18 protein-coding genes are annotated in these 21,796 nt (G+C 43.2%); 11 read left to right on the top strand and 7 right to left on the bottom strand.

Translation table 11 applies throughout. The features are described from left to right. Positions 1-123: 123 nt before the first annotated feature. The gene (locus tag AK822_RS09600) at positions 124-1,857 is read right to left on the bottom strand and encodes an amidohydrolase (RefSeq protein WP_060492260.1); all 1,734 of its coding nucleotides are present in this window, start codon (positions 1,855-1,857) and stop codon (positions 124-126) included. Positions 1,858-2,392: 535 nt separating this feature from the next. On the opposite strand from AK822_RS09600, the gene arsS reads away from it, so the two are divergent. The 4 genes from arsS to AK822_RS09580 are packed head-to-tail and all read left to right on the top strand — an operon-like array spanning position 2,393 to position 5,658. Further along, positions 2,393-3,391 (top strand): arsenosugar biosynthesis radical SAM (seleno)protein ArsS, encoded by a 999-nt coding sequence (gene arsS, locus AK822_RS09595; RefSeq protein WP_060491475.1) that lies wholly within the window; start codon positions 2,393-2,395, stop codon positions 3,389-3,391. Between the two features lie 12 nt (positions 3,392-3,403). After that, positions 3,404-4,252, top strand: coding sequence for a DUF547 domain-containing protein (locus tag AK822_RS09590; protein ID WP_060491474.1), 849 nt, complete (start codon positions 3,404-3,406; stop codon positions 4,250-4,252). 39 nt (positions 4,253-4,291) lie between these two features. Then, a complete protein-coding gene (locus AK822_RS09585) occupies positions 4,292-5,002 on the top strand; it encodes a TIGR04283 family arsenosugar biosynthesis glycosyltransferase (RefSeq protein WP_228139007.1) in 711 nt (236 codons plus the stop codon). A gap of 17 nt (positions 5,003-5,019) precedes the next feature. Next, entirely contained in the window at positions 5,020-5,658 is a 639-nt protein-coding gene (locus AK822_RS09580) for a TIGR04282 family arsenosugar biosynthesis glycosyltransferase (protein ID WP_060491472.1), read from the top strand. A gap of 113 nt (positions 5,659-5,771) precedes the next feature. Here AK822_RS09580 and mtnP read toward each other — a convergent pair whose 3' ends face one another. Continuing rightward, the gene (gene mtnP / locus AK822_RS09575; RefSeq protein WP_060491471.1) at positions 5,772-6,677 is read right to left on the bottom strand and encodes an S-methyl-5'-thioadenosine phosphorylase; all 906 of its coding nucleotides are present in this window, start codon (positions 6,675-6,677) and stop codon (positions 5,772-5,774) included. A 510-nt stretch (positions 6,678-7,187) separates the two neighbouring features. On the opposite strand from mtnP, the gene AK822_RS09570 reads away from it, so the two are divergent. From AK822_RS09570 to AK822_RS09560, 3 genes are read left to right on the top strand one after another with little or no spacing between them, the layout of a single operon-like run. Next, on the top strand, positions 7,188-8,207 hold the full coding sequence (locus AK822_RS09570; protein ID WP_060491470.1) for a TAXI family TRAP transporter solute-binding subunit: 1,020 nt from the start codon (positions 7,188-7,190) through the stop codon (positions 8,205-8,207). After that, positions 8,188-8,748 carry a DUF1850 domain-containing protein gene (locus AK822_RS09565; RefSeq protein WP_227690234.1) on the top strand — a complete coding sequence of 187 codons (561 nt, stop codon included), beginning with the start codon at positions 8,188-8,190 and terminating at the stop codon, positions 8,746-8,748. Before AK822_RS09570 ends, AK822_RS09565 begins: the two co-directional genes overlap by 20 nt. A gap of 10 nt (positions 8,749-8,758) precedes the next feature. Then, positions 8,759-10,810 (top strand): TRAP transporter permease, encoded by a 2,052-nt coding sequence (locus AK822_RS09560; protein WP_372886586.1) that lies wholly within the window; start codon positions 8,759-8,761, stop codon positions 10,808-10,810. A gap of 127 nt (positions 10,811-10,937) precedes the next feature. On the opposite strand, the gene lipA is transcribed toward AK822_RS09560, so the two are convergent. Then, entirely contained in the window at positions 10,938-11,981 is a 1,044-nt protein-coding gene (lipA, locus tag AK822_RS09555) for a lipoyl synthase (RefSeq protein ID WP_060491468.1), read from the bottom strand. Positions 11,982-12,155: 174 nt separating this feature from the next. Next, positions 12,156-12,566 (bottom strand): carboxymuconolactone decarboxylase family protein, encoded by a 411-nt coding sequence (locus tag AK822_RS09550; protein WP_060492258.1) that lies wholly within the window; start codon positions 12,564-12,566, stop codon positions 12,156-12,158. Between the two features lie 485 nt (positions 12,567-13,051). Between AK822_RS09550 and acnB the strand changes: the two genes are divergently transcribed. The 3 genes from acnB (at position 13,052) to AK822_RS09535 (ending at position 16,907) form a co-directional block, all read left to right on the top strand. After that, positions 13,052-15,655 (top strand): bifunctional aconitate hydratase 2/2-methylisocitrate dehydratase, encoded by a 2,604-nt coding sequence (gene acnB / locus AK822_RS09545; protein ID WP_060491467.1) that lies wholly within the window; start codon positions 13,052-13,054, stop codon positions 15,653-15,655. 177 nt (positions 15,656-15,832) lie between these two features. Then, on the top strand, positions 15,833-16,285 hold the full coding sequence (locus AK822_RS09540) for a DUF805 domain-containing protein (RefSeq protein ID WP_227681782.1): 453 nt from the start codon (positions 15,833-15,835) through the stop codon (positions 16,283-16,285). A 178-nt stretch (positions 16,286-16,463) separates the two neighbouring features. Beyond that, positions 16,464-16,907, top strand: coding sequence for a PACE efflux transporter (locus AK822_RS09535; protein WP_205628045.1), 444 nt, complete (start codon positions 16,464-16,466; stop codon positions 16,905-16,907). Between the two features lie 124 nt (positions 16,908-17,031). Here the strand turns inward: AK822_RS09535 and AK822_RS09530 are convergent, their stop codons facing one another. Next, positions 17,032-17,829, bottom strand: a complete 798-nt coding sequence (locus AK822_RS09530) for an enoyl-CoA hydratase/isomerase family protein (protein ID WP_060491465.1) — start codon at positions 17,827-17,829, stop codon at positions 17,032-17,034. A 471-nt stretch (positions 17,830-18,300) separates the two neighbouring features. Here AK822_RS09530 and AK822_RS09525 point away from each other — a divergent pair, with 471 nt between their 5' ends. Then, positions 18,301-19,113, top strand: a complete 813-nt coding sequence (locus AK822_RS09525) for an alpha/beta fold hydrolase (RefSeq protein ID WP_060491464.1) — start codon at positions 18,301-18,303, stop codon at positions 19,111-19,113. 197 nt (positions 19,114-19,310) lie between these two features. Here AK822_RS09525 and AK822_RS09520 read toward each other — a convergent pair whose 3' ends face one another. Both AK822_RS09520 and AK822_RS09515 read right to left on the bottom strand, forming a co-directional pair. Continuing rightward, positions 19,311-20,375 carry an HpcH/HpaI aldolase/citrate lyase family protein gene (locus AK822_RS09520; RefSeq protein ID WP_087945620.1) on the bottom strand — a complete coding sequence of 355 codons (1,065 nt, stop codon included), beginning with the start codon at positions 20,373-20,375 and terminating at the stop codon, positions 19,311-19,313. A gap of 224 nt (positions 20,376-20,599) precedes the next feature. Beyond that, on the bottom strand, positions 20,600-21,796 hold the full coding sequence (locus AK822_RS09515) for a cysteine protease StiP domain-containing protein (RefSeq protein ID WP_060491463.1): 1,197 nt from the start codon (positions 21,794-21,796) through the stop codon (positions 20,600-20,602).

Here is a 21,796-nt window from a genome sequence, read left to right as displayed (position 1 = left end):
AAACAGTTTTAATGAATGTTTTTAATAAATAGTTTCAATGGTTCATCATCTTAATAAATAGCAGGCATGACAATTTGAAATCGCCTGCTAAAATTTGGCTTATTATACGGCGCTTACCATGAACTATTGTACTGGACGTTGGTAAATCGTTTGACCTTCTTTAATGGTTGTGATGACTTTGATGTCTTTGAGCTTGCTTGCCTCTATGGTTAATGGGTTGGCATCTAAGATAACCAAATCAGCCAGTTTCCCTGGCGTCAAGGTGCCTTTGCTGTCTTCTTCAAAATACTCATAAGCGGCATTGCTGGTAATGGCCTTTAACGCTTGATACGGCGTCGCTCGCTCATTTTTACCAATGATTTTACCTGAGCGCGAAGTGCGATTGACTGCTGACCAGACTGAAAATAGCGGATCGACAGGTGTCACTGTGTCATCAGAGTGATTGGTATATTTAAGTCCCATTCTATCAGCAGTGGCAATCGGGCTTGAAAAGTCGGCACGTTTTTTACCTAAGTTTTTAACGTGTACATCACCCCAAAAGTAAGTATGGTTGGTAAAGAAGGACGGCAGCATATTGTATTTTTTGAATGCGGCTAGCTGATCAGGTCGGGCAAATTGAGCATGAATGGGCACAGTACGGCGATCTTTATCAGCTGCTTGACCAGTCTTTTTGACCGCATACTCGTGTGCCTTGATGAGCATATCGGTTGCGCCATCACCATTATTATGGATAAAGAGCTGATTGTCACGCGCATAGGCTTTGACAAACATCTCGTTCAGCTCATCTTGGCTGACACTTGGTAGACCGCGGCAGTCCTTTTCACAATCTGGAACTGGCGTGAGATAAGGTTGGCTAAAATAGGCGGTCTTGCCTTGTGGCGAGCCATCTGCGACGATTTTGGTACCCTGTACTTTAAAACCGTTTTGATAGGTCTTCCAGACGAAGTTTTTATCAGCCAAATTCTCATCTAAGTCACTCACTCCTGCCAGTGCGACCAAGTCAATTTTAAGTTTGCCTGCATCGGCTTGTTTTTGAAAAAACTGAATAGTGTTTCGAGCTGTCGAACCGTTATGCGCCGTCGTTATGCCATTCTTTGCATAATACTCTTGCGTCTGCTCAAAGAATTTGCCTTGATTCGGCGCTAACACTTCTAGCATATTGCGCACGAACGGATACATCGCCGTTTCTTGTACGAGACCGTTTGGTTCATTAGAGCCTTTAATTCGAGCAATATTACCGCCTGCTGGGTTTTCACTGTTAGCAGTGATGTTCATCATGGCCAGCGCCTTACTGTTTGCGACGCCCATATGACCACTCGTGTGTTGTAAATACACTGGATTGTTTGGCAATACTTTATCAATTTCGCTTTTAGTCGGATGACGCCCCTCAGCGAGCTGAGTTTCATCATAACCCCAACCAAAGATCCAGTCGCCATCAGCAATGTTATTGTCCACTTTATAATCTTTTAGCGTTTGCATCATTTTGGGAATACTATCGACTTGACCGATAGGCGGCGGGTTGAGATTGACCTGACCCATGGTATTCGACACCATATCAAAATGACTGTGCGGATCGATAAAGCTGGGTAATAAGGTTTTATCTTGTAGATTAATCTGCGCGGCATTTTTATATTTCGATTGCGCCTCTTGTAAATTGCCCACATAGGCAATCTTGCCCGCTTGGGTGACTAAGGCTTCAGCCATTTGTGGCTGATCGCCCTCCATCGTGATGATGTTGCCATTGTAATAGACAGTTGCTGAGTTGCTCATATCCTTGGGCGCAGTCTGCATGGTAGTGCAACCTATGACACTCATTAATCCAATGCTCAGTACAGTTGGTTTTAGTAATGTGCTCATATTCATTACGTTATCCTTAAAGGTGATTTGATGCTTACATCCTTGTGTCATAAGCATTGGTACGTGGTGGGCTTTCTATATTCTAAAAGTATTCATATTTTATCAGTGCATGTTGTTTTAAAAGATATGAATGTTGCAACCAATTTAGCGATAAAGCCTTGTGCGGTCAATGCTATTTAAGAGTTTTGCACTGACAACTGTGGCATTGCTAATTGGATGAGAAGGTCGCTCTATAAAGCTGCCGAATATAGTATCTTAAAAGCCAAATTGACAATTGCTGTATGACATCCTACGAGACGTCATGCTCATTTGGCATAAAAGGTGAAAATTACGATATTAGTTGTCAATATTGTTTCACAATCAGGTATGATTAATTAGATAAAACACAAAGTGATAAGTCTAAAAATGAGATGATAATTTTATGAAATAGTCATAAGAAGCAATTGCTTGCGTGTGAATTTGTCTTTTTTTAACCTTTTATTTTTGCGTTATTCTTCTTGCTTTAGAGGTGCTACTAACAGGGTTTTATACCATTATGAAATCAACTATCGAATTACTCGAGCACACGGATTTCCCAGCGATCAAACGTCGTGAGTTAACCACGCTACAGGTCAATATGGGTTACTTATGCAATATGTCTTGTGTGCATTGTCATGTGGCTGCCAGTCCTTACCGCACAGAGATGATGTCGCGTGAGCTTGTTGAGTTGATTCTAGAAGTCTTGCAAGCACAAAATATTGAGACGCTTGATTTAACGGGCGGTGCGCCTGAGATGCATGAAGACTTTAAGTATTTGGTCACAGCCGCACGTGCCTTGGGTGTAACAGTAATTGATCGCTGTAATCTGACTATCCTGATGGAAGACGGGTATGAGGACATGGCGCAGTTTTTGGCAGACAATGAGGTCGAAGTGGTGGCTTCAATGCCCTGTTATTCATTAGAAAATGTCGATAAGCAGCGCGGAAAGGGTGCATTTGATGACAGTATATTGGGATTGCATAAGCTAAACGGCTTAGGTTATGGCAAAGTAGGTTCAAAATTAACGCTGAACCTCGTTTATAACCCGCAAGGTGCCACGCTGCCGCCCAATCAACAGCAGCTAGAAGCAGATTATAAGCGCGAGTTAAAAGAACATTTCGATATCGAATTTCATCAGTTATTTGCCTTGACCAATATGCCGATTCAGCGTTTTGGTGCGGTGTTATTGGCCAAAAACCAATTCTATCCCTATATGGATTTGCTCAAAGCCAATTATGTGGCTGCCAATTTAACCGAAGTCATGTGCCGATCGACCATCAGTGTTAATTGGTTAGGAGAGTTGTTTGATTGTGACTTTAACCAGCAATTAGAGATTCCAGTGTCCAACAAGTCCCGTCGGCATCTAAGCGATTTGTTAACGCAAAATCCTGCTGGCGATGACATTGCCATTGCAGACCATTGCTATGGCTGTACGGCAGGGCAAGGAAGTAGCTGCGGTGGTGCGCTAGAAGAAGAGACAACAGATCAGACGATAGAAAAAACATCATCGATTTAACTGGAGTCAATCATGTCAGTATTTAATAGTACAAGACTTAATAGTAAAAGCCTTTTTTTAAGCAGTGGTTTATTAATCAAAACGGCAGTGACCACTTCTATCCTGTTAGCCAGTATGGCAAGTTATGCGGATTTTAATCATAGCACTTGGGATAGTTTACTGAATAAAAACGTCACTATGACCAATGGTGGCAAAGCCTCAGTCGTTAATTATAACGGTATGAAAGCGGATCAAAGCAAGCTTGAGAGCTACATGGCAGCAACTAGCAAAGTCAGTCAATCAGAGTTTAATGGTTGGCGCAAAGATGAGCAATTGGCATTTTTGATTAATGTCTATAATGCTGGCACCGTAGAGCTGGTGTTGACCAAGTATCCTAACATCAAGTCGATTAAAGATATTGGTGGAATATTTGGTTCGCCATGGAAACAGGATTTCGTCACGCTATTAGGCAAGAAGCGATCGCTTGATGACATCGAGCACAATCTAATCCGTGGCTCTAAACGCTACAACGAACCGCGTATTCACTTTGCGGTGAACTGTGCGAGCATCGGCTGTCCTGCGCTATTAAATGATGCTTTTACAGGCAGTGAATTAGATAAACAATTAGAGCAAGTGACGAGTAAATTCCTTGCGGATAGCAGTCGCAACCGTCTCAAAGGTAATACGTTAGAGATATCGCCAATTTTTAAATGGTATAAAGAAGACTTTGAAACCAACTGGCGCGGTACTAACGATTTAAAAGGGTTTTTGGCTCGTTACAGCTCGTCTTTAGGGCTTAATAAGTCGCAAACGGCTGAGCTAAAAGCAGGAAAAATGAAGATTGGCTATACCAATTATAATTGGAGCCTTAATAAGAAATAATGGTAACAACAAGTAAGAGTACTGCTAACTATGACGGCTATGGCGACGGTTTCTATTATTATTCCAGTACTCAATGAGGCAAATAATTTGCCTTTATTGTTTGATAATATCAATAGGCTAAATCCAAACCCGCAGCAAGTGATAGTGGTCGATGGTGGTTCAAACGATGATTCTATTGGCATAATACAAAGTTTTATTAATGAGTCAAAGCCTGATAATGATCGTAAAATTGATTGGCAAATGACTGAGTCTAAAGCAGGGCGCGCGCTGCAAATGAATACAGGCGCAGCGTTAGCAACTAGCGATGTATTACTATTTTTGCACGCCGATACGAAATTGCCAATGGATGCTATAGAGAGTGTTTCTGAAGCGATGAAACGGGCAGAGTGGAGACGTTTTGATGTGCAAATAGATAGTCGTCAACCGACACTGCGATTGGTCAGTCAAATGATTAATTGGCGCTCACGGTTGAGCGGAATCGCGACAGGCGACCAATCTATTTTTATTAGCCAGTCTTTATTTAAGCAAATCGGTGGCTATCCTAGCCAAGCGTTGATGGAAGATGTCGAGCTTTGCAAACAGCTAAAAGTTATTGCTAAACCTGCTTGTTTAAAAAGTAAAGTCATCACATCGGCAAGACGTTGGCAACAGCATGGCACTTGGCGGACGATTATTTTGATGTGGCATCTACGTTTTGATTATTGGCGCGGCGTATCAGCTGATAATATCAAAGCGCGTTATTATAAATAAAAGAATAAGCTCTTACCATGAATCAAAACCAACAAACTTGTATTATTCTCTTTGCCAAATTCCCCGCACAGGGTATGGCAAAAACGCGCTTGCAGCCGGCTCTTGGCATTGAAGGTGCCGCGCAAATGGCACGTAAACTACTATTGCATAGTATAGAACAAGCCATTGCTACTGGCTTTACGGTTGAGCTATGTGTCAGTCCTGCGCCGACAGATCCATGCTGGCAAGCGCTTAATTTGCCTGACTCGCTGCAATGGTCAGCACAAGCAGATGGTGATTTGGGTTTGCGTATGTTAATCGCCAGTCAGCAAGCATTAGCACGTTTCGAGCACGTTATCTTGATAGGTACAGACTGTCCTAGTCTTACAACCATTCGTATTCGACAGGCTGCACAGCAATTAGAAACACAAGATAGCGTCATGATTCCTGCTTTTGATGGTGGTTATGTACTGTTTGGTTTTAAGCAAGTTGCTGCTCGTTTATTTAGTAATATCGAATGGAGTACGGCGAGCGTCGCAAAGGTTACTCAACAGCGCTTGGCAGAATTGAGCTGGTCTGTAGCGTTGTTAGCGCCTTTGCCTGATATCGATGAGCCTGAAGATTTACCGTATTTACCTGAAGATTGGCTTGATGGTTATAAAGTTATTAAGAATTGAGAATGCCTTATCATTCGAGGTTTTTAGGTATGAAAAAGCCATCGAGCTATTTTGTTGACCCTATTAGGTTGATTATAGTTCGATGGCTTTTTGACAATCATAAACTGGTATGGCTAAGGCAGTAATGCTGAAAGTCTGGTTTTAGTCTCTTCACTCATCGCCTCTACTGGCGTGACTAACGCTTGTGCTAAAGCATTATGAGCAATAGAGTCAGGCTGTTCTGCTGCTAGTAGGGCGACCGCTTGCTTAATAACGTGCTGCGCATTATCGGCGTTTTTCATCAAATTCTGAATAGCATAATCGGCACTAACGGCTTCCTCCGTCGGATGCCAACAATCAAAATCTGTGACCAATGCTAGCGTTGCGTAAGCCATACTTGCTTCACGAGCAAGCTTAGCCTCTGGCATATTGGTCATACCGATGATGTCCGCTTGCATCTGCCGATACCAGTGTGACTCTGCACGAGTGGAAAACTGCGGCCCTTCGATACAGACATACGTGGCTTTTGCATGACATTGACCTTCGGCTATCTGCGCCTGAGTATAAGCACGCGTTAGAATATCCGCGACTTTAGGACATAAAGGATCAGCCATCGCGACGTGTGCTACTGCACCTTCCCCAAAGAAACTGCTGTTTCGATGCTTAGTCATATCGATCATTTGATCGGGAATGACCATATCTAAGGGCTTAAGCGCTTCTCTTAGCGACCCCACTGCCGATACCGAAATGACGTAGCGTACGCCCAAAGTTTTGAGGGCATAAATATTGGCACGATAAGGCACTTCGGAAGGGGTGAATTTGTGACCTTGACCATGACGAGTTAGAAAGGCGACCTTTATGCCATTTAATTCACCTAAGACAATATCATCAGAGGGTTTGCCGTAAGGCGTCGATATGCTGACACTACGTTTATTGGTTAAATCTTGCATCTGATAAAGACCACTACCGCCAATGATGGCGATATCAGCGGATACCGATACTGATACTGCCGCTGACTTTTCTACACTAGATATTGTCATAAAGGTTTTCCATATTTTTAGAGTAATAGATAACGTTGCCAAGATATGTGGTGACGAATTTGCAAATCTAGACGGTATCTACTTTAAGTAAGCTGCCTTATGAGACAACTGCTTAGGGTTTATATATAAAATATAATCAAGCCTACAGTATGATGAAAATGCATTAAGAACGACCATTTAGTCATTTTATATCAGTATTTTTTGGTCAAATGATCTCGTTTGTATTTAGATGATTATAAAGGTTTACAATAGACACAGACTTTGGTTAAATGAATTGTCTAATGAAACATTGTTCCGCATAGCAAAACTATATTTGGCTATTGATTCATTACAAGAACTGCTGCGCCTTCACTTAAATAGCTTCGCATATAAAGTGTGAGTGTAGAGGGAATCTGGAGGGCAGTTTATTTATAGCAAGAATTGCTATATTATTACAGGTCTGTAACGCATCACTATTGATATATTGATGCTGTTAAGTGTATTAACTCGATTATTTCAAGGATGAATTCAATGCTCAACTCTCTAAAATCCCCGTTACTTTTATCAGCAATGTTAAGCGCCACTTTAGGTCTGACGGCATGCTCATCACCAAGTTCAGAAAGTACTGACAGTACAGCAACAGATAGCGCTGCCACGGACACTGCCGCCGACAAGCTTGATACCAAGTTTCTGACCATCGCCACTGGCGGAGCATCTGGCCCTTATAACATCATCGGCACTTCATTATCAGAGGTCTATGTCAAAACCTTTGGGGTCAACTCAAAAACGCAAACCACTGGCGCTTCAGTCGAAAACGTCAACCTATTAACCCAAGGTAAAGTCGATATGGTGTTGGCGCTCAGTGATGTCGTCACCGACGCGGTCGAAGGCAAAAACAACTTTGATAAGCCGATAACCAACATCCAACAGATTGCGGTTTTATACCCTAATGTGGTGCAAATTGTCACTACCAAAAAATCTGGCATCAAAAATATTGAAGACCTACGTGGTAAGCGCATCGCTGTGGGCGATCAAGGCTCTGGCACAGAAGTAAATGCTCGGACGCTATTAGAAGGGTTTGGTATCACATATGATGATGTTACCGTTGACTATTTAGGCTTTGCGGAAGCAGCGGACGGTATGAAAGCGGGTAAAATCGAAGCGGCTTTCTTTAGTAGTGGTCTGCCAAACTCTTCATTGATGGAGTTAGAGCAGGGTTTAGACTTACAGTTGATCACCATCAATCAAGACAAGCTAAAAGAAATCATCGCAACCAAGCCTTACTTTAAGACTTTTGAGATTCCTGCTGGCACTTATGGCAATGACGCCGCGATTCCAACCGCAGCAATCATGAATGCTCTATTGGTTAGCTCTGATTTGTCTGAAGCAGATGGTTACAAGCTGACCAAAGCGTTATTTGACAATTTAGACGGTCTAAAAACAGCGCACCAAGCGGCCAATGATATTAGCTTAGCAACCGCTCGTGAAGGTATGGTCGCACCTATCCATCCTGGCGCTAAAAAGTACTATGATGAGCAAGCAGCTAAATAAGCGATTAGGGTTATTAATTGGCGTGGCAGGCATTGCTGCGCTGGTTTTTTTTACGCTATGGCATCTCTTTGTTCGTCAGCCTGTGGTGGAAGTGCGTGTTGCAGGCGTTGATGGTGCTAATGATAAAGTTTGCTATTTTGTCGAGCCAAATTTTCAATTGCGCTGGATACACTCTGTAGAAAAACAATGGTGGGAAGAGCAATACCAACGTATAGACAGCAGCAGTACAGAAGACGCTGAATTGCTGCTGACCACCACTTATTTTGAAGCTTTTGGGGCGGGCACACCCTCAACCGAAGCGCTTGCTACGATACAAAAACCTGGCTATCTGGGTTATCAAATCAATGAGAAATTGCCTAAGCTTAATTGGGTGGTCTCACGGCTTACCAAAGGTGAGATTGACTATGGTAATTACCAGATGCTCATTCATCGCTGGGTGCCAGACTATTCTGAAGTAACGATCATGCCGAAAACGTATGGTTTCATTGATAGATTTAACAAGGATTTGTGTCATGAACTCCCAAGTGATGGATCACAATAATGTGACAACAATGTCAGATAACCATATCAATAACGACTTGCCTATACATTCCAACACGGATGCTGATACTCATGTCGACGCTGAACTTGAGGCGCAAGCCCACAATAAAGCCATATTAGAAAAGTATGATAGAGAATCCATCACACGGCACATCACTCAAGGTCCAGTGAAGTATTTTATCGCTGGACTTTGCATTTTATATTCACTGTTTCATTTATATATCACCTTTAATCCCATGCCAGCGCTGCTACAGCGCTCTGTACACGTGGGTATTGGTTTTGCATTAATTTTCTTAATTTTTCCAGCGAGCAAAAAAAGCAGCCGTCAGCGCGTTGCATGGTATGACTGGATTTGGTTTGCCCTGTCATTGTCTGGCATGGCTTATCTGATATATGAATATCAAGATATCGTGACCTCACGTGGCGGTATGGCCAATCAGATGGATGTGATATTTTCGCTGATTACAGTGGTCTGCGTATTAGAAGGCAGTCGCCGTATCACAGGTTGGATTTTACCGATATTGGCAGGGATATTTTTGGCGTATCCGTTTTTCAGCCATTTGGATTTTATGCCTGACCGGTTACTGACGCGTCCTTATGACATGGGTGATATCTTTGGTCAATTATTCCTAAAAACCGAAGGCTTATACTCTGTTGCGATTGGTGCATCGGTCACTTTTATCTTCTTATTCATTCTTTTTGGTGCATTCTTAGCGCGCTCGGGAATGGGGCAGCTGTTTAATGATTTGGCATTGGCAATTGCGGGTCATAAAAAAGGCGGGCCTGCAAAAGTAGCGGTGATTTCTAGTGGTTTTATGGGCAGTATTAATGGCTCTGCTTTGTCAAACGTAGTCAGTACTGGTGCCTTTACCATTCCGCTCATGAAAAAGGTTGGTTACCACAAAGATTTTGCGGGTGCCGTTGAGGCAAGTGCCTCTGTGGGCGGGCAGATATTGCCACCGATTATGGGTGCTAGTGCATTTATTATGGCAGAAACAACAGGCTTGCCGTACAGCACGATTGCGTTGGCAGCATTATTACCCGCGATATTGTATTATCTGGGCGTCATTGCGCAGGTGCATTTTCGCGCTGGTCGTCGCGATCTAAAAGGTATCGCTAAAGAAAGCTTACCAGCCGTGAAAGAAGTGTTAAAAGCCCGCGGTCATATGCTGCTACCGATTGTATTTTTGATTTTCTTATTAATTAGAAATGTGCCCGTTGGTTATGCAGCGGCTTATACCATTGGTTTTACTGTCGTGGTTAGTATGCTGAGAAAAGAGACTAGAATGGGTTTCTCTGACATTCTGGGTGCATTAGAAGATGGCGCACGCCAGTCGCTCGCGGTAATGGCTGCCTGTGCAGTTGTCGGTATTATCATCGGAGTCGTGAGTCTAACCAGCTTTGGAACGGTGATGACCTCATCAATTGTCACACTTGGTGCAGGGTCATTATTTTTCACGCTCATTTTGACCATGCTTGCCTCGATGGTATTGGGCATGGGACTACCGTCTATTCCTGCCTATATTATTACAGCAACGATGGCAGCACCAGCCTTAGCTGGCTTTGATATTCCAATTTTATCAGCGCATATGTTTGTTTTTTACTTTGGTATTTTTGCCAATATTACACCGCCTGTGTGTCTAGCCGCCTTTGCTGGTGCGGGTATATCTGGTGGCGATCCGATGAAGACAGGATTTTTATCGCTGAAACTAGCTTTGGCTGGATTCATCGTGCCGTTTATGTTTATCTATAGTCCAGCGATGTTAATGATTGATCCTACTGGGCTTGCGGTAACTGCTAAGGACTTCCCGCTACCACCTATTATCGATATTATCACGGTAGTATTGACGTCAATTACGGGTGTTCTCGCACTTAGTGCAGCATTAGAGGGTTATTTTAAAAGCGATATGAGCCCAGTAACACGCGTTATTTTGGCAATCGGAGCTTTGCTATTAATCTATCCTGGAATAACGACTGGTCTAGTGGGTGGCATGATCGTTATTGCTATCGCCATCCTTAATACTAGAAACAGTGGCGAGCCAACGCCAACTTTAACCATTTAAGGCGTTTCGGTTGAAGGTTTTAATAATTTATTAAAGTCATAAAAAAGGGTGAATAACAGTTTATGTTATTCACCCTTTTTACATGCTCAACTTAATTTTTAAGCATTAGCTCATTAAACCCCGACACTTAGCAGCCAAGTTTGCCTTCTGCTGCCAATGCTTTTTTACTACGGATTGGCGCTGGGCAGTCTTCGCCGTAATATTGACGATCGGCAAAGTAGCTTGAGCGTACCATTGGGCCTGCCCAAATGTTAAAGAAGCCAATTTTTTTACCATAATCCATATAACGCTGGAACTCGTCTGGATGGACATAACGATCGACAGGCGCGTGGTTTTTACTAGGTTGCAGATACTGACCAACCGTAATCATATCCACATTGTGCGCTTTTAGGTCATCAAGCAGCGCATAAATCTCTTCTTCGGTCTCACCAAGGCCAACCATAAAGCCGCACTTGGTTGCGATATCAGGGCGACGCTCTTTATAGAGTTTGAGCAAATCTAACGAATGCTGATAGTCAGAACCTGGGCGGAAGGCTTTATATAAACGAGGCACGGTTTCGATGTTATGGTTAAAGACATCTGGCGGTGTTTCAGTCAACAAGTCTAATGCTACTTCCATACGACCACGGAAATCTGGTACCAATATTTCAATGAGGCAATTCGGGCTAAGTGCGCGAGATTCATTGAGCACTTCGACGAAATGCGCCGCGCCGCCATCTTTTAGATCGTCACGATCCACAGAGGTGATTACCGCATACTTAAGCTGCAAACCTAAAATAGTCTCGGCAGTGTGGCGCGGTTCATCTGCATCTAGCTCATTCGGACGACCATGACCGACGTCACAGAACGGACAGCGACGCGTACAGATATCACCCATAATCATAAAGGTCGCGGTACCATCAGCGAAGCACTGCGGCAGGTTAGGGCAGGCCGCTTCCTCACAAACGGTATAGAGCTTTTGCTCACGCAAGGTGGCTTTGATACGAGCTACTTCAGCGGGCGAGGACATTTTAACCCGAATCCAATCTGGCTTTTTCTTTGCCTCGATGGTCGGAATCACTTTAATTGGGATACGGGCAACTTTATCATAGCCACGTAGTTTTTCGCCTTGAATGGCTTTTTTAGGTTTGACCTTAGCAGCAGGCACATGTGTTTGTACGGCAGTTGTCATAATAAAGTATCTCTTAACCCTTTATAGCATAAGGGTTTATGGAATTATTAGAATGTGTTGTGAGTGAGGACATTATAGCAGAAACTTAGGGGCTAATTTTCAATGAATAATGTTTAACTGATCATTTTGAGGTGGATCATTAAGGCTACTATGGTTTGTCTCGCAACCATAGTTTTAAATATCTATATCAATATTCAACTCATTCAGGGTTTCTATGGCAGCACGAAATGCTTCTTGGGTGGCAGGCGCACCGCAGTAGGGTAAACTGTGCATTAATACTTCTCGAATCTCAGCGACAGTTGCGCCATTATTGATGGCACCTCGAATGTGTCCTTTTAGCTCAGTTGGGCTTTTTTGCGCAATTAAAAAAGCAATGGTGATTAATGAGCGATATTTGCGCGGCAATACTGAGTCATCTTGCCATGTGCTGCCCCAAGCGTGTTCGATAATCCAATCCTGTAATGGCTGAGTGAACCCAGTCGCGCTGTCAAGCGAGCGTTTGACGTGCTCTGCACCCATGACCTCGGTGCGAACTTTGAGACCGTTTTGATAATTAGCGTTACTCTTTATATGGCTGTTTTCCATATCGCTGTTTTCTCTATTTTTGTTTTCCATTGCACTACTATCCATATCATCATCCTTAATGTTTATTCGTTTAGTATATGGTTAATAAAAGCTGTTTTTTCAAGCGTTATTTTTCTAAGTGATATTTTCTCTAAGCTATCGTATCAAGATGACATTTTATCAAATAATATCCTACAAAGCGTCTAGCAGTCACAGCGTATTTATTTACTCATAAATCGAGCGGTGCTTGACTAAAATGACAAGCTGTATATCGATTGTGCAAGGCTGCTCAATCATATTGTTGATGGTACTATTTATATAATAAATGTTCAATATGAGCCCTTTATAACCGCTTTATGAGCCTTTTAAAGGCTGAGCCATTAACATTCAGGGCGTTTTAAGCTATGATTGCACCAATAATTATTCCATCTAGTATATAGACGCAGGCGGTCATGCTGACTACCCACGTAATGTACTAATACTCCCAACTGACGAGGACGACTATTGTGTTAGAAGCTTATCGTAAACATGTCGAAGAACGTGCTGAGCTAGGAACGGTTCCGCTACCACTGAATGAAAAACAAGTAGCAGAGTTGGTTGAACTACTAAAGAATCCACCAGCAGGCGAAGATGCGTTCTTGATGAACCTGCTAGAAAACCGTATTCCTGCTGGCGTTGACCAAGCGGCATACGTTAAAGCGGCGTTTTTAGCAGCGATCCTTAAGGGTGAAACCTCTTCACCACTTATTAGCAAGCAAAAAGCGGTTCAAATCCTAGGCACGATGCAAGGTGGCTACAACGTTCAACCATTGGTTGCGGCACTGGATGACAGCGAAGTTGCACAAGACGCTGCTGAAGCGTTGAAAAAGACGTTACTGGTGTTTGACGCGTTCAATGACGTGACTGAAAAAGCAGAAGCGGGCAATGCTATCGCTAAAGAAGTGGTTCAATCTTGGGCTGACGCTGAATGGTTCTTGAACCGTGATGCTGTACCAGCAAAGACGACTTATACAACGTTTAAAGTGACTGGCGAAACCAACACCGATGACTTGTCGCCTGCGCAAGATGCGTGGAGCCGCCCTGATATCCCATTGCATTCATTAGCCATGCACAAAAACTCTCGCGACGGTATCACTGCTGACGAAGAGGGCGTTGTTGGTCCAATGAAGCAAATCGAAGCACTAAAAGAAAAAGGTCATCCACTTGCTTATGTTGGTGATGTGGTTGGTACGGGTTCTAGCCGTAAGTCTGCGACCAACTCAGTATTGTGGCTCATGGGCGATGATATCCCTAACGTGCCGAACAAACGTGGCGGCGGTCTCGTATTAGGTAACAATATCGCTCCTATCTTCTTTAACACCATGGAAGATTCTGGCGCATTGCCAATCGAAAAAGTAGCGGTTGATAACCTAAACATGGGTGATGTGTTTGACATCTATCCGTATGAAGGCAAAATCACTAAGCATGATTCAGATGAAGTGTTGTCTACGTTCAAATTGAACTCACCAACATTGCTTGATGAAGTTCGTGCTGGCGGTCGTATTCCATTGATCGTTGGTCGTGGTTTGACCAATCGTGCCCGCGCGTACATGGGTCTTGGACATTCAGATATCTTTGCTAAGCCAGAAGAGCCAGTTGATACGGGTAAGGGTTTTACCCTAGCACAAAAAATGGTTGGTAAAGCTTGTGGTCTAGAAGGCGTACGTCCGGGCATGTACTGTGAGCCTAAAATGACGACAGTTGGCTCTCAGGATACGACTGGTCCGATGACTCGTGATGAGCTAAAAGATTTGGCTTGCCTAGGTTTCCAAGCAGACTTAGTAATGCAGTCATTCTGTCACACTGCCGCTTATCCAAAGCCAGTTGACGTTGAGACTCAGCACACACTACCTGACTTTATCATGAACCGTGGCGGCGTAAGCTTACGTCCAGGTGATGGTATCATTCATAGCTGGTTGAACCGTATGCTACTTCCAGATACCGTCGGTACTGGTGGTGACTCGCATACTCGTTTCCCAATGGGTATCTCATTCCCAGCAGGTTCTGGTCTAGTAGCATTCGCAGCAGCGACTGGTGTTATGCCACTTGATATGCCTGAATCTGTCCGTGTCCGCTTCGTTGGCGAACGTCAGGCTGGTATCACGTTGCGTGACTTGGTTCATGCGATCCCTTATCAAGCGATCAAAGAAGGTCTATTGACCGTTGATAAGAAAGGCAAAATCAACGAGTTCAATGGTCGTATCTTAGAGATCGAAGGTCTAGAAGACTTGACCGCTGAGCAAGCATTTGAGCTATCTGATGCCTCAGCTGAGCGTAGTGCTGCTGGTTGTACCATCACTTTGTCTGAAGCATCAGTGACTGAGTATTTAAACTCAAACATCACGCTTCTAAAGTGGATGATCTCAGAAGGCTATGGCGATGCACGTACTATCAGCCGTCGTATCGAGCAGATGCAAGAATGGCTAGCGAACCCAAGCCTATTGCGTGCTGATGCTGATGCAGAATACGCTATCGACATGACTATCGATATGAGCACTATCAAAGAGCCTATCCTTTGCTGCCCGAACGATCCAGACGATGCAAAAACATTGGCTGATGTCGCTGGCGATACCATTGATGAAGTATTCATTGGTTCATGTATGACCAACATTGGTCATTTCCGCGCTGCTGGTAAATTGCTACAAGATGTCCCAGCAGGTAGTTTGAAAACTCGTCTATGGATTGCACCACCTACTAAGATGGATGCGCGTCAGTTGATGGAAGAAGGTTACTACAACATCTACGCTCAAGCCGGCGCTCGTACTGAGATGCCAGGTTGTTCACTATGTATGGGTAACCAAGCACGTATCGCACCGAAGTCTACGGCGGTATCGACGTCAACTCGTAACTTCCCGAACCGTCTCGGTCAAGGCGCTAACGTATACCTAGCTTCTGCAGAGCTTGCAGCCGTAGCAGCGGTACTTGGTAAGTTGCCAACCAACGAAGAATATCAGCAGTACGCTGGTATGCTTGATAGCATGGGCGAGGAAGTGTATCAGTACATGAACTTCGATCGTATGGATTCTTATACTGAAGAAGCCGACAAAATTAACGTTGCTCAGTTGACCTAGTTTTGGTTTGAAAATTTAGATTATTTAAAACGAACCTCGTGTCTTATGATGCGAGGTTTTTTGTTAAGGATAAAAGTTCAAAAATATCAATAAGTCTTTGCAAACTTTTATTGAGTAATTATAATGCAAGCTGCTCATTAATTCTTAATCAGCGACTTTCACCTTTAGAGACTAAAAATGACAAATCCGATAGAAAGTAGAAGTATGCTTGATAAAGCGACGCCGCCACCTTTGAACAACTCTGTAATGGCTAATAATCATAGCGCTGAAGCAAACTATGGCATCATCGACTGGTTCAAGAAAGGCTTGAGAAATTATACCAATTTCTCTGGGCGCGCTCGCCGTAAAGAGTACTGGTATTTCTTGCTTATACAAACAGGGTTAATGATTATTGCTATGATCCTAGATACGATCATCTTTGATACGGGCGTAGGGTTGTTTTATATACTAGTTGCACTCGGTTTGTTCATACCAAACTTAGCGGTTACTATACGTAGATTGCACGATACCAATCGCTCAGGATGGTGGATTTTAATATCACTTATTCCATTATTAGGTATTTTATTGATTATATTTCTTGCAAGCGACACTAAGCATGAAACAAATCAATGGGGTCAACCAGCAAAATAAGCGATTTTTGATGTCTGATTTTGACATAAGCACTAACTGATTTTCCCGGTTATATTAGGTATAATATAGCAGCAGGCGGAAACCGTGGCTCTGTAATGAATCTATCTTTTCTATCTCGGGACGGACCGATACTTTGATAGGCACTTTTTGTTTACGCTCAAGTGCTTTGGAGTCTTGGTTGATTACTTTATCCCCACTCAAACGTCGTATCGTCTATGTGACTATTTTCGAGCTTATCGCTATCATTTCTTCTACTTTCGTATTGATGAAACTCAGCGATAGCGACGCGGCAGAGTCTTTACCGGTCGCTGTGATGGTGTCATTGGCAGCAGTGATTTGGAACTTCTTATACAATACAGCTTTTGAAGCGTGGGAACGTCGCAAGCAGGTGGCAAAGCGTACCTTACTCATTCGCAGTGCGCATGCATTAGGATTTGAAGGCGGATTGGTGTTGATTTGCTTACCACTTTATATGATCTGGTATGATGTTGGTTTAATCAAAGCCTTTATGATGGAAGCAGCGTTACTGCTATTTTTCTTGGTTTATACCTTTATCTTTACCTTGGGTTTTGACAAGATATTTACTTTACCGCATCACTATAAAATAGCCTCTGATTCTTAAGAGTTAAAAGTGTTACTTAAAGATATGTTTAATACAGAATTTTCTTGATATCGTATGACCTAAAAAAAGGCTGCCATTAGGCAGCCTTTTTGATGATAGCGCAAAACAAAGTGTGATCAGGTTATTATTTACCTTGATAAACAGGCTTACGTTTTTCCATAAATGCGGTAATACCTTCTTTAAAATCATCCGTTTTAGCAAGCATGGTCTGTTGATCCACTTCCATATCGAGCGCTTCATTGAGACCCATATAAGCGTGTGTATTAATCATATGCTTCATTGATGCCAATGCTTTTCCGGGCAGATTGCTCAGGCGCGTTGCCAATGCCAGTACGCTAGCATCCAGCTCGTCGCTACTGACCACATCATTAACCAAGTTTAAGCGTGCCATATCTTCCGCTTTGAGTTTATCGCCAAGCATGACCATCTCAGTGGTTTTTGCCACACCGATCAATTGATTCAGTAAATAAATGCCGCCAGCATCTGGTATTAGACCGATATTGACAAAGGCTTGCACAAATTTGGCATTATCAGCGGCTATGCGAAAATCACAAGTCAGTGCCAAGTTCATGCCAGCACCTGCCACTGCGCCTTCTAATTTAGCGATAATAGGCTTATGAATATTACGCAACTTTAAGCTAATCTCAGCGACTTCGCCAACCATAAAGTTTAGCTTATTCGACAGCGCCTCGCTTTCCATGCCGTTTTCTAACATCTCACCGATATGCCCGCCACTTGAAAAGTTATTGCCTGCGCCTTGCAGGATGATGACTCTGACGTCTTTATCTTCATCTGCGTTCGTCAGTGAATTCATCATGGCATCTTTGAGCACTGTGCTAAAGGCATTCAGTGTTTTGGGATCGTTCATCGTGATGGTTGCGATATGGTTTTCTACTTGATATTCGACGAGAGGGTGTGACATGGCTGATATCCTTAATTGAGTTTTCTATAAAACATTTTTGGTAACACTAGCTATTGGCAGTAAATGTGACAAATAATGCAATGCCAAATACTATAGCAGTTTGAGCTTATTATAAAAGCAGGATGTGTGCGCGCTTAAGACATGATTCAGGTATGGTGTTTTTTGCTGCTATCATATTGCTAAAATTATGAAACCTACCATTCAAAAATAAGGCTACTATCTGTAGAAAGGTTGAATTATGCTAGGGTATGTCCTCAATTCAATCGAGCATTCTCTACATGGGCTAAAAATGGCTAAATTTTGCCAAACTGCGTCAGCTAGCTGATGAATATCTCGATATTATTTGTGCTGTTTTCTTTGTTTGGCGGCAATTTATCTCATTTTTTTCACCATTTTTAAAATGAAGAGACGCCCTAGAAGGCAGGTTTTAAAGACTGATTTTTTATTTATTAAACCAACAAGGAAGTGGTTATGCCAATTATTCATGTCAATAATGTTGAACTTTATTATGAAGACAGCGCGCCAAACGATAAGCAAAAACCCGTCATGGTATTTGCCCACGGTCTGCTGTGGAATACACACCTATTTGACAAGCAAGTTGAGTATTTCAAAGCCGGTTATCGCTGTATTACGTTCGATTTTCGGGGACAAGGTCAGTCTGAAATAACCAAGTCTGGCTATGATATGGAAACCTTAACCGAGGATACATTGGCATTATTAAAGGCACTAGATATTCATAAATGCCATTTGTTAGGGTTGTCGATGGGTGGATTTGTCGCCCAGCGTGTCGCACTCAAACGCCCTGAGCTATTGCTGTCGCTTACCCTGTTAGAGACTTCTGCTGATCCTGAAGATGCCAAAAACGTGCCGCAGTATCGTAAGCTGGTCAAAGCCATTCGTTGGCTGGGTCTCAAACGCGTGAGTAACAAGGTCATGCCTATTATGTTTGGCAATACTTTTTTAACAGATAAGTTGCGTAAGTCTGATCGTAAGCAGTGGTTAACGATGCTACAAGGCAATCGCAAAGGCGGAGTCATTAAGGCAACGATGGGCGTCATTGAGCGGTCAGGCACCTACGATCAGCTAGGAAGTATTACGGTGCCGACATTAATTGTGGTCGGTGATGAGGACACAGCAACCCCTTATTCAAAGGCTGAACGTATGCATTTTGCGATAGCAGGGTCTAAATTGGCAGTGATAAAGGGCGCTGGTCATACCGCAACCGTAGAAGAGCCTGAGCAGGTCAATCGAGTGATTAACACCTTTTTAGCGGACTGTGTCTAATTTTGAGTTGGTCTTGAAATAGCCTTAAATAAGGCATCGTTTTAATAATAATAGAGTGATGGAACCTTTGTGCTAAAAAAGCCGTTATCTTGAATGTGATAACGGCTTTTTTATTGAGCGCATGTAAAATATTGATTTGAAACTTAGGCGCTTTCGTTCAGATTGAGGGCATGCCCTATTAACCTTAAGATTCTTATTTATAACCGTGCCGTATAGTCATTATTACCGTCATCAAGGGTGCCACATGCCTCGGCACGATTGACAATTTCGGTTGCCCAAGCGCGATGGGTAGCAGGCTCTAGCATAGTATTGTTATATTTAAACACCGCTTTTGCCTCGCTATGCAAGATTGCTTGCGCCTCATCTAAAATGCTCAATGGTACGCAATAGGCTTGTTGCACCAGCGCAATTTGGCTTGGATGAATGACTGTTTTGCCGACCAATCCTAAGCTAACATCGCGGGTTAGCTCTTGCATAAATAGCGTTGGCTGATCCAAATATTCAAAGACAGGCGCTGTTAAATAAAAGCCATGCGGCACAAAGCAGCCGAGCAGCTGATAGGCAAGGGTGCCGATAGGGGTATCATAAACGATGCTGTTTTTGGGACGTCGCAAACGCAATGCTGCAAACAAATCATTGCCACCGATACGCAAGGCAAATACAGGCTGGCTAAAAGCTTCTTTAAAACCAATGGCCAATTCCTGATTATGATGTGGATTAAATAGCGCTGCGGTTTCAAGCGTCGGCATCAATAGTTGCTCAGTACTCAGATTTTGACAAGCCATACGCCAATTAGACAGACTATACATATCGACTTTTGGCATGACAAAGCCATCAATCAAATCGATATGGGCAAAACCTGAGAGCTGCTCTAACATCGCTGGATGACGCGGACGTATAAATACCAGCGGGCGTGTTGGTTGCTCAATCTGAATGTCGGCATGTTTTGATGGGTCATTGATGCTATCGACATGCGTCGCCCATGTATGCAGCAACGTTTGCAAGCGCTCAAGTGCCAGCTCAACATCACTATGGCTGACGGCATCTTCTAGGCAGATGATAATACTATTAATCGTTGGTAATTTATCACGCTTAATGACTTGCCAAATATCTTGGCGAGTTGCTGGCATGTATAGGCTAGCCCCCAACTGATACGGGTGATGCGCATGTGGTTTTAGCATCGCATGACGCTCAGTAATAAGGTGAGCGTAAGACTGGGTGTTTTGATAAAGAGTAGACTCGTTGTTTTGCATATCTGACATAATTGGCATCATCAATAGTGATAAGTGAATGGTTATAAAATCTAAGAAGTATCATCAAGTAATATGGCTTAGCAGCAATGACCGCAAACCCAAAAATACGTTTGGTAATGTCAAATTCGTTTAGCCGACAAGAAGGAGTAGTTTTACCTTTTTCTTTCGCTTTTCTTTCGCTGCTTTGAGTTTGAGACGGGTCTGGTTTATAAAAACCGCGAGTGTAGCAATGATTAGTGGTCTTCGCTACGTTGCTTGATAAGCGTGATGGCTTGATAGGGATGTATTTTATCACCTAATACACTAATAATGATATTTCGCTGGGCACATAAATGTCTTAGCAGTATGGTATCAGGATGATCAGCGCTGGCTAATAATATGCGTTCAGGGTCACGGCGTAATATCGCCCGTGTTGCCTCTGCAATCGTTGGCTTAATGCGGTTACGATTGGCGATATCGTAGTCTGCTGCCAGCTTGTCGATTAAAGCAGCTGTCTGATAGCGCGGCTGCTGAAACGTCGGCAAGCACTGCAAAGATGGGGCTAATGCACGGCGCGCTGTATCTATATGAGTGATGAAAGCTAAGCTATGGTCGACCTCAATTAAGCTATCATAAAACACGCTGCGGTGTAGCCCTAATGCTGGCTCGGTATATAAACTTCGCGAAATCAGTCCTGATACCGTACTATTTAATAGCCCTGAGGGAATCAGCCAGTCATCGATGCTAGCTGCAAGCCAAGCAACGCCAGCTGGATCAGCCAGCGTTAATAAGGGAATAACACCTACGCCTTGATGAAAGATATTGGCAAAGTTTACATGGCTAGGATCGCTAAATTTTTCTAAACTATGAGCAAGCTCTTGATAAATCGCGCCTTTGCCCGTCCAGCCGTCAACAAATACGATAGGACTGTCTGGATGAGCATTCAATATCATTTGTAACGCAACTGGATCAAGTCCGCGGTCGCGAATGATGCTGATTCCATAATGCACGCTCGGCAAAGCATAGCTACTATTAACGTCTGCTAACGCACGCTGCAACAAAACGCCAACTGGCAAACCTGCGCGTACCAAACTGACTAAGACTAGCGGGCGCTCATTACTAACGGTATGTTCATTTCGAGATTTTTGAAAAATGTGATGTAGCGTATAAGCCAAATTAGCAATGTCAGTGGCAGTCCTCTCAGCTCCTTGCTCTAATGCTTGCGTGTAAAGCTGCTCATGCATAGCAGTAGGCGCTTGCTCCAAGGTCAACATATCAGAATAATGACGTTGCCCACTTTGAATGAGCGCTTCTTTTTGACTGACTGGTACATCGGCGACCGCTTCTTTAGCGACTATATCGAGCAGTACGGTCACATCACTGGCAAGATAGCTGCCTGAGCCATATGCTTCTAATTTTTGAACATTAGGGTTTGTTATATGATGGGTCAT

Source organism: Psychrobacter sp. P11F6, from assembly GCF_001435295.1.
Taxonomy (GTDB): Bacteria; Pseudomonadota; Gammaproteobacteria; order Pseudomonadales; family Moraxellaceae; genus Psychrobacter.
Note: the sequence above shows the minus strand (reverse complement) of the source record. Positions and strands in the feature narration are given on the sequence as shown.

Coding starts and splice junctions, on each gene's coding strand:
- AK822_RS09600 (WP_060492260.1), bottom strand. CDS start 1,857: ATGAGCACATTACTAAAACCAACTGTACTGAGCATTGGATTAATGAGT.
- arsS (WP_060491475.1), top strand. CDS start 2,393: ATGAAATCAACTATCGAATTACTCGAGCACACGGATTTCCCAGCGATC.
- AK822_RS09590 (WP_060491474.1), top strand. CDS start 3,404: ATGTCAGTATTTAATAGTACAAGACTTAATAGTAAAAGCCTTTTTTTA.
- AK822_RS09585 (WP_228139007.1), top strand. CDS start 4,292: ATGGCGACGGTTTCTATTATTATTCCAGTACTCAATGAGGCAAATAAT.
- AK822_RS09580 (WP_060491472.1), top strand. CDS start 5,020: ATGAATCAAAACCAACAAACTTGTATTATTCTCTTTGCCAAATTCCCC.
- mtnP (WP_060491471.1), bottom strand. CDS start 6,677: ATGACAATATCTAGTGTAGAAAAGTCAGCGGCAGTATCAGTATCGGTA.
- AK822_RS09570 (WP_060491470.1), top strand. CDS start 7,188: ATGCTCAACTCTCTAAAATCCCCGTTACTTTTATCAGCAATGTTAAGC.
- AK822_RS09565 (WP_227690234.1), top strand. CDS start 8,188: ATGAGCAAGCAGCTAAATAAGCGATTAGGGTTATTAATTGGCGTGGCA.
- AK822_RS09560 (WP_372886586.1), top strand. CDS start 8,759: ATGTCAGATAACCATATCAATAACGACTTGCCTATACATTCCAACACG.
- lipA (WP_060491468.1), bottom strand. CDS start 11,981: ATGACAACTGCCGTACAAACACATGTGCCTGCTGCTAAGGTCAAACCT.
- AK822_RS09550 (WP_060492258.1), bottom strand. CDS start 12,566: ATGGAAAACAGCCATATAAAGAGTAACGCTAATTATCAAAACGGTCTC.
- AK822_RS09540 (WP_227681782.1), top strand. CDS start 15,833: ATGACAAATCCGATAGAAAGTAGAAGTATGCTTGATAAAGCGACGCCG.
- AK822_RS09530 (WP_060491465.1), bottom strand. CDS start 17,829: ATGTCACACCCTCTCGTCGAATATCAAGTAGAAAACCATATCGCAACC.
- AK822_RS09525 (WP_060491464.1), top strand. CDS start 18,301: ATGCCAATTATTCATGTCAATAATGTTGAACTTTATTATGAAGACAGC.
- AK822_RS09520 (WP_087945620.1), bottom strand. CDS start 20,375: ATGTCAGATATGCAAAACAACGAGTCTACTCTTTATCAAAACACCCAG.
- AK822_RS09515 (WP_060491463.1), bottom strand. CDS start 21,796: ATGACCCATCATATAACAAACCCTAATGTTCAAAAATTAGAAGCATAT.